The organism is Hydrogenophilus thiooxidans (assembly GCF_019049855.1).
GTDB lineage: Bacteria > Pseudomonadota > Gammaproteobacteria > Burkholderiales > Rhodocyclaceae > Hydrogenophilus > Hydrogenophilus thiooxidans.
Genome location: NZ_JAHLSY010000008.1, coordinates 65,893 through 79,672, shown reverse-complemented (window position 1 = coordinate 79,672; position 13,780 = coordinate 65,893). Strand labels below are relative to the sequence as shown.

Genomic DNA, 13,780 nt, shown 5'->3' with positions numbered 1-13,780 from the left:
GGAGCGAAAGCGATGCACTCGAAGCGTTACGAAGCGGTGATCGGACTCGAAATTCACACGCAACTCACCACACGCAGCAAGATCTTTTCCGGGGCGGCAACCGCGTTCGGCGCCGAACCCAACCGGCAGGTGAGCTGGGTCGACGCGGCGTTGCCCGGTACCCTGCCGGTGCTCAACCGTGAAGCGGTGGCGTGCGCGATTCGCTTTGGCCTCGCGGTCCATGGGACCATTGCACCGTGTAGCGTTTTTGCACGCAAAAACTACTTCTACCCCGACCTCCCCAAAGGGTATCAGATCAGTCAGTACGAACGGCCGGTGGTTTCCGGCGGTGCCCTCACCATCCGGGTCGGCGACGGCGCGAACGCCTACCAGAAGACGGTGCACCTCACCCGCGCCCACCTCGAGGAGGACGCAGGAAAGAGCCTGCACGAAGACTTCCACGGCATGAGCGGCATCGACCTCAACCGTGCCGGCACGCCGCTCCTCGAGATCGTCTCCGAACCGGAGTTGCACAGCGCTGCCGAGGCGGTGGCGTACGCCAAAGCGCTGCATGCGCTCGTGCGCTGGATCGGCATCTGCGACGGCAACCTGCAAGAGGGGTCGTTTCGGGTCGACGCCAACGTTTCGGTACGCCCGCGTGGGGCCACCACACTGGGAACGCGGCGCGAAATCAAAAACCTCAACTCGTTCCGTTTCCTCCACCAAGCGATCGAATACGAAATCGCCTGGCAGATCGACCAACTGGAATCGGGCCGCGCGATCGAACAGGCCACCGTCCTTTTCGACCCGACAAAAGGGGAGACACGGGTGATGCGCACCAAAGAGGAGGCGCACGACTACCGCTACTTCCCCGACCCGGACCTACTGCCGCTCGTAATCCCTGCCGAATGGATCGCACGCGAACGCGCGGCACTGCCAGAACTCCCTCAGGCGCTTGCGGAGCGGTTCGAGGCCAGCTATGGCCTCTCGGCACACGACGCGGCGCTCATCGTCAGCGACAAGGCGCTCGCCGACTTCTTCGTCGCAACCGTCGAAGCAGCGGGGGTAGCGCTTGCGAAACCGTGCGCCAACTGGCTTCTCGTCGAAGTGCTCGGACGGCTCAACAAAGAGGAGCGGACGATCGAAAGCGCCCCCGTGACCCCGCACCAGCTCGCGGCGTTGGTCGCGCGCGTTAGCGACGGCACCCTCTCCTCCACCGGGGGTAAGCAACTCTTGGCCGCGTGGTGGGCCGGTGACACCCGTTCAGCAGACGAACTGATCGACGCGCTGGCGCTACGCCAGGTGAACGACACCGCGCTTTTGGAGCAGCTCGTTACCGAGGCGATCGCCGCCAACCCGAAATCGGTTGCCGAATACCGGGCGGGGAAAGAGAAGGCGCTCAACGCGATCGTCGGCGCGGTGATGAAAGCGTCCAAAGGAAAAGCCAATCCGCAACAGGTTACCGAATTGATCCGCCGCGCATTGGCATCTTAACGTTTTATTTTATTCCGATTTAACATATTCGTATGCGATAATGGCGACATCTTCCTCCGGGAGGTGTCGCCATGTGGGCTTGGCTCGTCGACCGCTTCGAAACCCCTTATCTTCTCGCTGCGCTCGGCGCCCTCATCGGTTTGGCGTTCGGCTATTTCGGCCAACGGTCGCGCTTTTGCCTGCGCGCTGCGACGATCGAATTTGCCGAACGGCAATGGGGGCAGCGCACCACCGTCTGGCTCATCACCTTCTCGGTGGCGGTGATGGGAACCCAACTGGCGATCGCCTTGGGCGGGTTCGACACCGCGAACGTTCGGCAACTGGCCAGCGTCGGCAGTCTCTCCGGCGCGATCCTGGGCGGGTTGATGTTCGGCGCCGGCATGATCCTCACCCGTGGCTGTGCGTCGCGCATGCTGATCCTCGCGGGAACCGGCAACCTGCGGTCGCTCCTTTCCGGGCTCGTCTTTGCGGTCACCGCGCAGGCGGCAACCGGTGGGATCCTCGCCCCGTTTCGCGAATGGTTGAACGCGCTCTGGACGATCCCGGGTGGCACAGCGCGCGACCTGCTCGCGATTTTGGGCTGGGGGCGCCCCTTTGCGATCGCGTTCGCTGGCGTTTGGCTTGCCGCAGCGATCTTCTGGGCAATTCGTTCGCGGCTGCCGCGCGGCCAAATCGGACATGCGATCGGCGCCGGTGCGGTAATCGTCGTCGCGTGGATCGCCACCTACCAACTCTCGCTGGTCTCGTTCGACCCGGTTCCCGTGCGCAGCCTCACCTTCACCTCCCCTTCGGCGAATGTCCTGATGACCGTTCTGGCTACCGCCACCGTGCCCCTGGACTTCGATTTTTTCTTCATTCCAGCCGTACTCCTTGGCGCTTTTTTGGCCGCATGGCACAATCGTGAACTCGAGCTCCAAGGGTTTCAGGGCGGGCACGCGATGAAGCGGTATCTTGCCGGCGCCGTATTGATGGGCTTCGGCGGCATTCTGGCTGGCGGCTGTGCGGTAGGCGCAGGCGTTACCGGCGCGTCGCTCTTTTCCCTCACCTCTTGGCTCACCCTGTTGGCGATGTGGGTCGGCGGGATCGTCACCCATCGGTTGGTGGACGGTGCGACGCGAACGCCGTGACGATGTGGGATGCAGCCCGTTTTCATGAGACGCTGCAACGCGAATTGACCGCGGCCGATGATGCCGCAGGCGTTGAAGGGGTACTGCACCACCACGCCACCCAGCTTCTCCAAATCCTCACGGCAGAGCGGCACCGTCCGGCATCCCCAGACGGCGAACCCGCCTGGGGGGAGTTGCTCAACACCATCGATATGCTGCGCAGCCACGCCCACACGCTCACCCAGCGCGACCCCGAGCGTTTCTGGTCGCTCTGGTCCGTGTTGCTCGCGCTCTACGCGACCGTCGCGCAGCGCCTTTCGAACCACACCCGCTACCGAACCCATTTGGCCGTTGCCTTTGCGCGCATGGGGTGGTTGCTTCAGCACGCCTTTGACTGGTTCTGGCAGCGCGCGCACACGATCCCCGAAGCGCTGTGGAACGCGCTCTATCGGCTGTACCTGGCAGCGAACGAGCGCCGGATCGTCTGGAAACGGGTCGAAGACCCCCTCACCCGCGACGGCAAGACCTCACTCCATGAGCGGGTCGCGGCGGTGCTTGCCACCTTCCTCGTCGACCCGGCACGCACGCCGCCGCCGCAGCTTGCCGCATTTCGCGAACTGATCGAAAGCCACGCAGCTTATCTCCAAATCGTTCCCAAGAATTGGCTGCCATCAGACGATGAAGCCCACCACTTCGGCTTTTCTTTCCACAGTTGGGCGCCGCCGCGACGGAACACCTCCCTTGACACGAGCGACCTCTGGGTCCTCGATGGCGTTGCGATGCGCAACCAGCTTCAACAACCGCCCGCTTCCCCAGCCACTGAAGCGGCGTCGACGGGTGAGCCCACCGTGGAGCGTGCCCGGGAAGCGTTGCAGCAGCTCCTGACACAACCGCCCCAAAGGCGGTCGCAGAGGCGCGAGTTGGGCGCACTCGAAGCGGTGCGTCTGATCCAGGGGTGGGAAGCGATCCACACTGCGCTTGCCGGCCGTCCGTTCGAATCTCGGCCGGGAAGCACACGCTCTCCCTATCTGCAAACCCAACGCATCGCCCTTTTCGCCGACGGTTTTGACAACGCAATCGAAACGGACCGCACAGAAAACCGCTTCCGCATCTGGGACAAAAGCGCAGAGGGCTGGCAATTGATGCAGCCGCTCACCGAAGGGAGGGCTTTACCGGATCGCTTTGTTCCCCAGCAGTTGGTTGCGTTACAACCCTCCCAGGCTGCTTCCGAAGCCAAAACGTGGATCCTTGCGCGCATCCGCTGGCGATTGGTGCGCGATGCTGCGCTTCATCTTGGGATCCAACGCTTTGCCTACGACCGTGTGATTCCCCTTTTGGCAAGACCCTTGAGCCCGATCGGGTCCGAACCCTTTCCTTGGTCGCCAGCGTTTTTGCTGATTCGCTCACGCGATGCGCTCGATCCTTGGGAAACGCTCCTCGTTCCTCGGCACAACGATCCTTTCCCCAAACAGTGGGAACTCTACGCAACCCCAAACGAGCGGCTGATCCTCCTCACGGAGCAACTCGAAACGGGGTTTGACTACTGCTGGTTCGCGTTCCGGCCGCTCTGAGCGCCTGCCGGGATTCGCCACCGCTTGGGGGGAAAGAGAAGGCAAAAGCAGCTCCCTTTGCCCACTTCGCTTGTGATCACGAGGCGCGCACCGTGCCGCTCGGCAATCTGTTGGACGATCGCCAACCCCAACCCGGTTCCGCCGCTTGCGCGGGAGCGGGCCCGGTCGACTCGGTAAAACCGTTCGGTCAGCCGCGGTAGGTGTTCTTCGGGAATGCCGATCCCCGTATCGTCGACCCAAAGAGCCAACGCTTCTCCTTCGACCGTCACGCCGATGGTCACCGTCCCCGGTGCAGGGGTATAGCGCACGGCGTTGCTCACCAAATTGCGTAATGCCGTGGCCAACTCCGCCTCGTCACCGTTGAGTTGCGCCGATGCGAGCGAATCGGGGAGCGACACCGCGACGGTGAGCCCTTCGGGCGCCAACGTCCACGCCAACTCGGCCGCTTCGTCGATCAGCGCCGCTACCGCAAGCCAATCGAACGCAGGCGGCGCACCGCTTTCGAGCTCCGCCAGTTGCAGCAGATCGCCCACCAGGCGCAACATCCGTTTCGCTTCCCGCGCGCACTGGGCGATGAGTTCGCTGCGTTGTGCCGGTTCCAGCGGGAAATCGCGCTCCGCAAGCGTCTCGATTGCGCCGATCAAAACCGTCAGCGGGGTCCTGAGCTCATGGGAGACGTTTGCGACGAAATCGCGGCGCATCGCCACAACGCGCTCGCGTTCCGTCGCATCCTCGATCCACAAGAGGCCGCTATCGGGCGTATCGGTATGGGCAAACCAGCAAAGCCGCCACGTGAAGGTGCGCTGTGCGATCTGGACCCTCTTCGTCACGCCGTTGGCGCCGGCACGCACCGCCTCTGACCAACAGGTCGTGTCGGGCAAAAACCAGACCACCGGTTGCCCCAGGTGGCGCGCTGGCCGTAGCGCCAACCACGTGCATGCGGTCTGATTCGCCCACTGCACCATACCTGACCGCACCCATACGATTGCAACGGGTACGTCGGAGAGCAGCGTCTGCAACCGCGTCAAGTCGTTCGCCTGCTGCGCGCGATCGTGCCGCGATGCCCTCTGGTGCGCTTCAACCCGCGCCAACGCCGTCTCTGCCTCATAGCGACGGCGCTTTTCCTGCCACCATCCCCAACCGGCCCACGCCGCGAGCGCGATCGCTACCCCCGTCCAGCCGGCGACGGCGCTCGCCACGCCGACCCCGATCGCGCCGAGCACCAGCCCGAAACGTTCGTGACGCGGGCGCATCGCTTACAGCGGTTCGAGGGGGATCGCGGTGATGCGGTACCCCGCGCCGCGCACCGTCTCGATCATGCCGTCGGCCTTGAGCGGCCGCAACGCCAAACGCAACCGCCGGACATGGACATCAACGGTACGCTCTTCGATGAACGCATCGTCCCCCCAGACGCGATCGAGCAACGCGGCGCGATCCCATACCCGTTCCGGATGGGTCACGAAAAAATGCAACAGCCGGAATTCGGTCGGTCCCAACGTCTGCTCCGCCCCCTCGCGTCGGACGACACGGCGATCGGGCACCAGTTCGAGCCCGCCGAACGCAACCGGTCCCGCTTCCGGCTCCGGCTGTCGCCGCCGTAACACCGCACGGATCCGCGCCAGCAGTTCGCGCGGCGAGAACGGTTTGGTGACATAATCGTCTGCACCCCCTTCGAGCCCGCGAACCTTGTCGGCTTCTGCGGCGCGTGCCGTCAACATCACCACGGGCAGCTGCCGGGTGCGGTCGTTGTGGCGCAACCGCTCGAGCAACGTGATCCCCGCGACGTCGGGCAACATCCAGTCGATCACCGCAATATCGGGCAACAGTTCGTCCAACCAGCGTAACGCCGTGCGCACGTCGGGCGCTTCCAAGACCCGAAAGCCCGCCTGTTCCAGGTGCAACACGAGAAGCGACCGGATCGCGGCATCGTCTTCAACGAGCAACAATGTTCGTGTCGGGTTCATCTGCACGATCATAATCGAAGGAGATGACAGTTTTGTGACAAAGGCGTTCCGATTGCAAGAGTCCTGCCCAGGTGCGATTCATGGTAAGCTAAACGATTGTCTGAGCCAGCTTTCGTGCGCACCATGACTCTCGACCCTCGTCACATTCCCGAATCGGTGGTGTACCACCAACAGCGCAACCAGCTCGAAATCACGTTCGCCGATGGTGCCATGTTCACGTTCGAGCCCGAATATCTGCGGGTCTTTAGCCCGTCTGCCGAAGTCCAAGGACACGGCCCCGGTCAAGCCGTATTGCAGACCGGCAAAAAAGGGGTGCGAATCGACCGGCTGACCCCTTCAGGCCATTATGCCCTTCAGATCGCGTTTTCGGACGGTCACGACAGCGGCCTCTACACCTGGGTCTATCTGCGGGAACTTGGCGAAACCCATGCGGCGCGTTGGGCCGACTACCTCGCCCAACTGGATGCGGTCGGCGCAAGCCGCGAACCGCCTTCCCATCCCCTCGCCGAAGCGACCAGCCGCTCGGATGCCTGTGGTTGTGGACAAGGAGGGTGTGGGCGATGAGCGAGCAAGCCGACTTTGGATTCCGCCGAGTTCCGGCACCGGAAAAGAAACGGCTGGTCGCCCAGGTCTTCGATTCGGTCGCCGACAAATACGACCTGATGAACGATCTGATGTCGGCGGGGCTTCACCGGCTGTGGAAACACTATACGATCGCCACCTCGGGCGTACGTCCCGGTCACCGGGTATTGGATATCGCTTCGGGCACCGGGGATCTCGCATTGGCGTTCGCGCGCCGCGTTGGACCCACCGGCCAGGTGTGGATGACCGACATCAACCACGCGATGCTTGTGCGCGGCAAAACGCGGCTTCTCGAAGCGGGCGTCGTCCCCGCGTTTGCCCAGTGCGACGCGGAGCAACTCCCCTTTCCCAGCGACACCTTCGACTGCGTTTCGGTTGCGTTTGGCTTGCGCAACATGACCCACAAAGAGACGGCGCTTGCCGAAATGCTGCGTGTGCTGAAACCGGGGGGGCGACTGTTGGTTTTGGAATTTTCGCGCGTCTGGGCACCGCTTGCCCCGCTCTACGACTGGTACTCCTTTCAGGTGCTGCCGCGGCTCGGCAAACTCGTTGCGAACGACGCCGAAAGTTACCGCTATCTCGCTGAATCGATCCGGGTACACCCCGATCAGGAGACGCTCCGCGCGATGATGGAACGGGTGGGGTTCGTTGCGGTCGAATATTTCAACTTGACCGCTGGCGTTGTGGCGCTGCACCGAGGTTTCAAACCGTAACCCTGCTACTCACAGAAGGAGGAACCCGATGGTCACCTACCCGCGTTTCTTGGTACGGACCCTGCGTAGACTGATGCTGCTCATGCTGGTTTTCTGCCTCCCCTTTGGCGCAGCACTGTGGAGCGACGATGCGGCGGCAGGGCGTCTGGGGGGTGGTAAAAACCTGGGCGTGCAGCGGCAGATCACCCCGCACACAGCCCCACAAGTGGCGCCAAACGCAAGGCCTACGGCCCCGGCTGCTCCCCCACCGCAAACGGCCCCGCAAAAACGCCCGTCGTGGTTGGGACCCCTTGCTGGAATCGCTACCGGATTGGGTCTTGCTTGGCTCTTTTCCTCGCTCGGGTTGAGTGAAGCGTTCGGCTCGCTCCTGCTTCTTGCGCTCGTTGCGGCTGGCCTCTTTTGGTTGTTCCGCCGGCTGCAGTCACCACAGATGCGCCCTGAAAACGCCACTGCAGGCGCAGGAACCCAAGCGACGTGGCGTACCGTGGCGGACGAGACGTCGCCCAATGCTGCCGGTACCACGGCGCTTGGCCAGACCAGTGCCGCTACAGCAAACCCGCTGCGCGCGCAACTGGACGAGGCAGCTTTTTTGAACGAAGCGAAACGGCAGTTCGTGGCATTGCAAGCAGCCCACGACGCTCAAGATTGGTCTGCGATCGCACGCGTGGTCACCCCGCAGTTACTCGCTGAACTGCAAGCCAATCCTGCTTGGGAGGCTGGCCAGCAGACCGATCTGGTGCAACTCTCCGCAGAACTCCTTGACCTCACCGACGAAGGGGATCACTACCTGGCAACGGTGCGTTTTAGCGGGCTGATCCGGGAAACGCCCTCGACTCCGCCCGCCGCGTTTGCCGAGCTCTGGCACCTGGTCAAACCGAAGTCGGGTGGCGGTTGGAAAGTGGCGGGAATCCAATCCTCGTAAAAAAAGCCCGAGGCAGCGTTGCTACCTCGGGCGCTTTGCACAGAGTGCGTGATTCGGTGTTTCGGCTGGTTATGCGCCACCCACGCGGTGTTTGAGCTTTTTCATCCGCTCGATCGCCTGAAGCTGCGCCACCGCTTCGGCAAGTTCCGCTTGCGCTTTCGCGTAGTCGATCGCCGCAGCGCGGTTTTGTAGCGCCTCCTCGGCGCGGCGCTTCGCTTCGATTGCGCGCGCTTCGTCCAGGTCGGCGCCGCGCACCGCAGTGTCGGCCAACACCGTCACCAAGTTGGGTTGCACCTCGAGAATGCCTCCCGAAACGAAGATGATCTCTTCGCCATGGTCCGGCGTCTTGATCCGAACGGTCCCCGGGCGGATTCGCGTCAGCAACGGCGCATGACCTGGCAATACGCCCAGTTCGCCCGCTTCTCCGGGCAGAACCACCATTTCGGCAAGCCCGGAGAAGAGCTCTTCTTCGGCGCTCACCACATCGACATGTACGGTCATCGCCATGACACCACCCCTTGTTTATTGGACCTTCTTGGCTTTTTCGAATGCCTCGTCGATCGTTCCGACCATGTAGAAGGCCTGTTCGGGCAGGTGGTCGCATTCGCCTTCGACGATCATCTTGAAGCCGCGGATCGTCTCCTTGAGCGGAACGTATTTGCCCGGCGTCCCGGTAAACACCTCGGCGACGTGGAACGGCTGCGAGAGGAAGCGCTGGATCTTGCGCGCCCGCGCCACCGTCAGTTTGTCTTCCGGCGAAAGCTCGTCCATACCCAGAATCGCGATGATGTCGCGCAGCTCTTTGTAGCGCTGCAACGTCGCCTGCACTTTGCGCGCGACGGTGTAGTGCTCCTCCCCGACGATCAACGGATCGAGCTGACGGCTGGTGGAATCCAGGGGATCGACCGCAGGGTAGATTCCGAGCGCTGCGATATCGCGCGACAGCACCACGGTGGAGTCGAGGTGCAAGAAGGTAGTTGCCGGTGACGGGTCGGTCAGGTCGTCCGCCGGAACGTAAACCGCCTGGATCGAGGTGATCGAACCAACCTTCGTCGACGTGATCCGCTCTTGCAGTTTACCCATCTCTTCGGCGAGCGTCGGCTGGTAACCCACCGCCGACGGCATCCGGCCGAGCAGTGCCGAGACCTCGGTACCTGCAAGGGTGTAGCGGTAGATGTTGTCGACGAAGAAGAGGATGTCGCGCCCTTCGTCGCGGAAGCGCTCGGCCATCGTGAGACCGGTGAGCGCAACGCGCAGACGGTTGCCCGGTGGCTCGTTCATCTGCCCGAAAACCATCGCCACTTTGTCGAGAACGTTCGACTCCTTCATTTCATGGTAGAAGTCGTTCCCTTCGCGGGTACGCTCACCGACGCCGGCAAAGACCGAGAGACCGGAGTGCTGTTTCGCAATGTTGTTGATGAGCTCCATCATATTGACGGTTTTGCCCACCCCGGCACCGCCGAAGAGGCCGACCTTACCCCCTTTCGCAAACGGACAGATGAGGTCGATCACCTTGATCCCGGTCTCGAGCAGCTCGACCGATGGCGAAAGCTCGTCGAACTTCGGGGCTTTCTGATGGATCGCGCGGAACTCGTCGGTTTGAATCGGCCCCGCCTCGTCGATGGGGCGCCCCAGCACGTCCATGATGCGGCCAAGCGTTCCGTGCCCAACGGGGACGGTGATCGGTGCGCCGGTCGATTCGACTTTCATCCCCCGGCGCAGCCCGTCAGAGGCACCGAGCGCAATGGTGCGCACGACACCGTCCCCCAACTGCTGCTGCACCTCGAACGTGAGCCCCTTTTCGACGAAGTCGTTCTCATCAACCAGCTTCAGCGCTTCGTAGATTTTTGGCATCTGATCGCGCGGGAATTGAATGTCGATCACCGCGCCGATGCACTGTACGATCGTACCTGTTGCCATCGTTCTATCCTTTTCAGAGAGTCCTCAACTGACCGCGGCTGCGCCGCCGACGATTTCGGCGAGCTCTTTGGTGATCGCCGCTTGACGCGACTTGTTGTACACCAGCTGCAGCTCTTTGATCACGTTCGTCGCATTGTCGGACGCCGCTTTCATCGCAACCATCCGTGCGCTTTGCTCCGACGCCATATTTTCGGCGACCGCTTGATAGACGAGCGCCTCGATATAGCGACGAAGCAATTCGTCCACCACGACTTCGGCCTCCGGCTCGTAGATGTAGTCCCAGTTGTGCTCGGGCACGTCGAGCCGATCTCCCGAAAGCGGCAACAGTTGCTCGATCACCGGTTCCTGTTTCATCGTGTTGATGAAACGGGTATAGGCGATAGAGACGCGATCGAGTTCACCCGCTTCGAACGCGTCGAGCAACACCTTGGTCGGACCGATCAGGACGTCGAGGTGGGGCGTATCCCCCAAATGGGTTCGTTCAGCGACCACCTTCGCGCCAATGCGCTGCATGAAGCCAAGGCCCTTATTGCCGATTGCGACGACCTGGATCTCCTTGACCCCATCCTGCTCCCACCGCTTCATTTCGTTGAGCGTTGCGCGCAGGATGTTGGTGTTGAGTGCGCCACAGAGCCCTTTGTCGGTCGTGACCACGATCAATCCCACCCGTTCGACCCGTTCCGATTCCTGCATGAACGGGTGGCGGTACTCCGACGCGGTGGCATGCGACAAGTGCCCCGCCAAGCGGCGGATCCGCTCGGCGTACGGGCGCGCTTGCCGCATCCGCTCCTGGGCTTTGCGCATTTTCGACGCGGCGACCATTTCCATGGCTTTGGTGATCTTGCGCGTGTTCTGCACGCTCTTGATCTTGCCGCGGATCTCTTTACTTCCGGCCATGTTCGCTCCTTGGCGTTGCGCCCGTCTAGGCCCAGGTCTTCATGAAGGCCGCAATTTCCGCAAGGATCTTTGCCTGATCTTCGTCCGAGAGGTTCCCCGTTGCGACGATCGACTTCATCACTTCGGGGAATTTGCTCTCGATGTGCTGATGCAGCGCCTGCTCGCACGCAAGAACCTGTTCGACCGGAATCGCGTCGAAATAACCGTTGTTCACCGCCAAGAGCGACACGGTCATCTGCGCGATGTTCATCGGCGAGTATTGCGGCTGCTTCAAGAGCTCGGTGACGCGACGGCCCCGCTCGAGCTGCTTGCGGGTTGCTTCATCGAGGTCTGAGGCAAATTGCGCAAAGGCCGCCAATTCCCGATACTGCGCGAGGTCGGTACGAATCCCACCGGAGAGTTTCTTGATGATTTTGGTCTGCGCCGCGCCACCGACACGCGACACCGAAATCCCCGGGTTCACCGCCGGGCGGATCCCCGCGTTGAAGAGGTCGGTCTCAAGGAAGATCTGACCATCGGTAATCGAGATCACGTTGGTCGGAACGAACGCCGAGACGTCACCCGCTTGCGTTTCGATGATCGGCAACGCGGTGAGCGACCCGGTCTTGCCTTTCACTTCGCCGTTGGTGAAGCGCTCCACGTATTCTTCATTGACGCGCGCCGCACGCTCGAGCAGACGGGAGTGGAGATAGAAGACGTCACCCGGATAGGCCTCACGCCCCGGCGGACGGCGCAACAGGAGCGAAATCTGCCGGTACGCCCACGCCTGTTTGGTGAGGTCGTCGTAAATGATGAGCGCGTCCATCCCGCGATCGCGGAAATACTCGCCCATCGTGCAGCCGGCGTATGGGGCCAGGTATTGCATCGCTGCCGATTCCGACGCCGAAGCGGCAACGACGATGGTGTATTCCATCGCGCCATGCTCTTCGAGCTTGCGCACCACGTTCGCGATGGTCGAGGCTTTCTGACCGACCGCGACGTAGATACAGAACATGTTCTGGCCTTTCTGGTTGATGATCGTATCGACCGCGACGGCCGTTTTACCGGTTTGCCGGTCCCCAATGATCAACTCCCGCTGGCCGCGACCGATCGGAATCATGGTGTCGACCGCTTTGAGACCGGTCTGCACCGGCTGCGAGACCGATTTGCGCCAAATCACCCCAGGCGCGACCTTTTCGATCTTGTCGGTCCGTTTCGCTTCGATCGGTCCTTTGCCGTCGATCGGCTGTCCCAGGGCGTTCACCACGCGGCCAAGGAGTTCGGGACCGACCGGCACTTCCAGGATGCGGCCGGTTGCTTTGACCGTATCCCCTTCGGAGATGTGTTCGTAGTTGCCCAGGATCACCGCGCCGACGGAATCGCGCTCGAGGTTGAGCGCCAGACCGTAGGTGTTCCCCGGAAATTCGAGCATCTCCCCTTGCATCGCACCGGTGAGTCCGTGAATGCGTGCGATGCCGTCCGCCACCGAGACGATCACCCCTTCGTTCTGAACGGCAGCCGACAATTCGAGATTTTTGATCCGGCTCTTGATCAGATCACTGATTTCAGACGGACTGAGTTGCATGGATCACTCCTAAATTTTGAGCGCTGCGGCCATCTTCGCAAGCTTGCTACGCACGGACGCGTCGATTACGTCGTCGCCCACCGCGATCTTCACGCCGCCGATGAGTTCGGGGTCGATTCGCACTTCGATTTCGACCGGCTTGCCATAGTAGGCTTCGAGATCGGCTTGGATCTGCTTACGTTGCGCGTCGGTCAATTCAAATGCGCTGGTGACGACGGCGTGCAACCGCCCTTCGAACGCCAAGCGCTTTGCTTCGAATTGTTCGGCAATCGACGCAACTACCGCGACACGATCGTTTTCGACCAGCAGCCGGACGAAATTCGCGAACCCATCCGGCAGAGACGCTGCTTTTTCCACGAGCGCCGTGATCAGATCCGATTTGGCGGTATCATCGACGCGCGGATCGGCCAAAGTGGTCCGGACGGTAGCGACCGCGACCACTTCAGCGAGCGCATGCAATGCTTGCGACCAGGGACCGAGCGCATCCGCCTCTTTCGCCAAAGCGAACGCCGCTTCAGCGTAAGGGCGTGCGATGGTTGCGGTCTCGGCCATGGTTACTTGAGTTCCTCTTTCAAACGCTGAATCAATTCGGCGTGGGCTTTGGCGTCGATTTCGCGACGCAGAATCTGCTCTGCGCCTACCAAGGCCAAGCGCGCGACCTCCTCACGGAGCTCTTGGAGAACACGCTGCACCGACGCACGCGCCTCCTCTTCCGCCGCTCTCTGCGCACGGTTGATGATCTGAGACGCTTCGACGCGCGCCTCTTCGATCAATTTGGCCGCTTGCTGTTCGGCATTGCTGCGCATCGCTGCCGCTTCTTCGCGCGCTTTGCGCAACTCTTCCACTGCCCGCTTTTCCGCCAGCGCAAGATCGGTTTTGGCCTTGTCCGCTGCCGCAAGCCCCTCGGCGATTTTCGCCGCGCGCTCGTCGAGTGCTTTCATCAAGGGCGGCCAGACATATTTCATCGTGAACCAGCCCAGGATGAAAAAAACGACGAGCTGCGCGATCAGGGTTGCGTTTAAGTTCACAGTTTCACTCCTTCACGCCCACCCGGGACGCCGCGAACGT

General features: G+C 62.0%; 14 protein-coding genes. 6 read left to right on the top strand and 8 right to left on the bottom strand.

The window, feature by feature from the left end:
• Nucleotides 1–12: 12 nt before the first annotated feature.
• The 3 genes from gatB (at nucleotide 13) to KUL93_RS05660 (ending at nucleotide 4,150) form a co-directional block, all read left to right on the top strand.
• A complete protein-coding gene (gene gatB / locus KUL93_RS05670) occupies nucleotides 13–1,473 on the top strand; it encodes an Asp-tRNA(Asn)/Glu-tRNA(Gln) amidotransferase subunit GatB (RefSeq protein WP_217126114.1) in 1,461 nt (486 codons plus the stop codon).
• A 71-nt stretch (nucleotides 1,474–1,544) separates the two neighbouring features.
• On the top strand, nucleotides 1,545–2,600 hold the full coding sequence (locus tag KUL93_RS05665; RefSeq protein ID WP_217126113.1) for a YeeE/YedE family protein: 1,056 nt from the start codon (nucleotides 1,545–1,547) through the stop codon (nucleotides 2,598–2,600).
• Nucleotides 2,601–2,602: 2 nt separating this feature from the next.
• Nucleotides 2,603–4,150: a hypothetical protein gene (locus KUL93_RS05660; protein ID WP_488165575.1), complete on the top strand. Its 1,548-nt coding sequence runs from the start codon at nucleotides 2,603–2,605 to the stop codon at nucleotides 4,148–4,150.
• Here KUL93_RS05660 and KUL93_RS05655 read toward each other — a convergent pair.
• Nucleotides 4,120–5,403: a sensor histidine kinase gene (locus KUL93_RS05655; protein WP_217126111.1), complete on the bottom strand. Its 1,284-nt coding sequence runs from the start codon at nucleotides 5,401–5,403 to the stop codon at nucleotides 4,120–4,122. The genes KUL93_RS05660 and KUL93_RS05655 overlap by 31 nt on opposite strands.
• Nucleotides 5,404–5,406: 3 nt before the next feature.
• Nucleotides 5,407–6,114: a phosphate regulon transcriptional regulator PhoB gene (gene phoB, locus KUL93_RS05650; RefSeq protein WP_217126110.1), complete on the bottom strand. Its 708-nt coding sequence runs from the start codon at nucleotides 6,112–6,114 to the stop codon at nucleotides 5,407–5,409.
• Nucleotides 6,115–6,237: 123 nt separating this feature from the next.
• Here phoB and KUL93_RS05645 point away from each other — a divergent pair, with 123 nt between their 5' ends.
• The 3 genes from KUL93_RS05645 to KUL93_RS05635 are packed head-to-tail and all read left to right on the top strand — an operon-like array spanning nucleotide 6,238 to nucleotide 8,331.
• Complete coding sequence (locus KUL93_RS05645) at nucleotides 6,238–6,678, top strand: gamma-butyrobetaine hydroxylase family protein (RefSeq protein ID WP_217126109.1); 441 nt, start codon at nucleotides 6,238–6,240, stop codon at nucleotides 6,676–6,678.
• The gene (gene ubiE / locus KUL93_RS05640; protein WP_217126108.1) at nucleotides 6,675–7,409 is read left to right on the top strand and encodes a bifunctional demethylmenaquinone methyltransferase/2-methoxy-6-polyprenyl-1,4-benzoquinol methylase UbiE; all 735 of its coding nucleotides are present in this window, start codon (nucleotides 6,675–6,677) and stop codon (nucleotides 7,407–7,409) included. Before KUL93_RS05645 ends, ubiE begins: the two co-directional genes overlap by 4 nt.
• Nucleotides 7,410–7,437: 28 nt before the next feature.
• Nucleotides 7,438–8,331 (top strand): Tim44 domain-containing protein, encoded by an 894-nt coding sequence (locus KUL93_RS05635; protein ID WP_217126107.1) that lies wholly within the window; start codon nucleotides 7,438–7,440, stop codon nucleotides 8,329–8,331.
• 69 nt (nucleotides 8,332–8,400) lie between these two features.
• On the opposite strand, the gene KUL93_RS05630 is transcribed toward KUL93_RS05635, so the two are convergent.
• The 6 genes from KUL93_RS05630 to KUL93_RS05605 are packed head-to-tail and all read right to left on the bottom strand — an operon-like array spanning nucleotide 8,401 to nucleotide 13,740.
• Nucleotides 8,401–8,838: a F0F1 ATP synthase subunit epsilon gene (locus KUL93_RS05630; protein WP_217126106.1), complete on the bottom strand. Its 438-nt coding sequence runs from the start codon at nucleotides 8,836–8,838 to the stop codon at nucleotides 8,401–8,403.
• Nucleotides 8,839–8,853: 15 nt separating this feature from the next.
• Nucleotides 8,854–10,251 carry a F0F1 ATP synthase subunit beta gene (gene atpD / locus KUL93_RS05625; protein ID WP_217126105.1) on the bottom strand — a complete coding sequence of 466 codons (1,398 nt, stop codon included), beginning with the start codon at nucleotides 10,249–10,251 and terminating at the stop codon, nucleotides 8,854–8,856.
• A 24-nt stretch (nucleotides 10,252–10,275) separates the two neighbouring features.
• Nucleotides 10,276–11,148 (bottom strand): F0F1 ATP synthase subunit gamma, encoded by an 873-nt coding sequence (gene atpG, locus KUL93_RS05620; protein WP_217126104.1) that lies wholly within the window; start codon nucleotides 11,146–11,148, stop codon nucleotides 10,276–10,278.
• 25 nt (nucleotides 11,149–11,173) lie between these two features.
• On the bottom strand, nucleotides 11,174–12,712 hold the full coding sequence (gene atpA / locus KUL93_RS05615) for a F0F1 ATP synthase subunit alpha (protein ID WP_217126103.1): 1,539 nt from the start codon (nucleotides 12,710–12,712) through the stop codon (nucleotides 11,174–11,176).
• 9 nt (nucleotides 12,713–12,721) lie between these two features.
• Nucleotides 12,722–13,264: a F0F1 ATP synthase subunit delta gene (locus KUL93_RS05610; protein WP_217126102.1), complete on the bottom strand. Its 543-nt coding sequence runs from the start codon at nucleotides 13,262–13,264 to the stop codon at nucleotides 12,722–12,724.
• 2 nt (nucleotides 13,265–13,266) lie between these two features.
• The gene (locus tag KUL93_RS05605; protein ID WP_217126101.1) at nucleotides 13,267–13,740 is read right to left on the bottom strand and encodes a F0F1 ATP synthase subunit B; all 474 of its coding nucleotides are present in this window, start codon (nucleotides 13,738–13,740) and stop codon (nucleotides 13,267–13,269) included.
• Between the last annotated feature and the right edge of the window lie 40 nt (nucleotides 13,741–13,780).

Bases quoted from the DNA above. Each gene is read 5' to 3' on its own strand.
- KUL93_RS05635 (WP_217126107.1), top strand. From the start codon at position 7,438: ATGGTCACCTACCCGCGTTTCTTGGTACGGACCCTGCGTAGACTGATG.
- KUL93_RS05645 (WP_217126109.1), top strand. From the start codon at position 6,238: ATGACTCTCGACCCTCGTCACATTCCCGAATCGGTGGTGTACCACCAA.
- atpD (WP_217126105.1), bottom strand. From the start codon at position 10,251: ATGGCAACAGGTACGATCGTACAGTGCATCGGCGCGGTGATCGACATT.
- phoB (WP_217126110.1), bottom strand. From the start codon at position 6,114: ATGAACCCGACACGAACATTGTTGCTCGTTGAAGACGATGCCGCGATC.
- KUL93_RS05630 (WP_217126106.1), bottom strand. From the start codon at position 8,838: ATGGCGATGACCGTACATGTCGATGTGGTGAGCGCCGAAGAAGAGCTC.
- gatB (WP_217126114.1), top strand. From the start codon at position 13: ATGCACTCGAAGCGTTACGAAGCGGTGATCGGACTCGAAATTCACACG.
- atpG (WP_217126104.1), bottom strand. From the start codon at position 11,148: ATGGCCGGAAGTAAAGAGATCCGCGGCAAGATCAAGAGCGTGCAGAAC.
- KUL93_RS05655 (WP_217126111.1), bottom strand. From the start codon at position 5,403: ATGCGCCCGCGTCACGAACGTTTCGGGCTGGTGCTCGGCGCGATCGGG.
- KUL93_RS05665 (WP_217126113.1), top strand. From the start codon at position 1,545: ATGTGGGCTTGGCTCGTCGACCGCTTCGAAACCCCTTATCTTCTCGCT.
- atpA (WP_217126103.1), bottom strand. From the start codon at position 12,712: ATGCAACTCAGTCCGTCTGAAATCAGTGATCTGATCAAGAGCCGGATC.
- KUL93_RS05610 (WP_217126102.1), bottom strand. From the start codon at position 13,264: ATGGCCGAGACCGCAACCATCGCACGCCCTTACGCTGAAGCGGCGTTC.
- ubiE (WP_217126108.1), top strand. From the start codon at position 6,675: ATGAGCGAGCAAGCCGACTTTGGATTCCGCCGAGTTCCGGCACCGGAA.
- KUL93_RS05660 (WP_488165575.1), top strand. From the start codon at position 2,603: ATGTGGGATGCAGCCCGTTTTCATGAGACGCTGCAACGCGAATTGACC.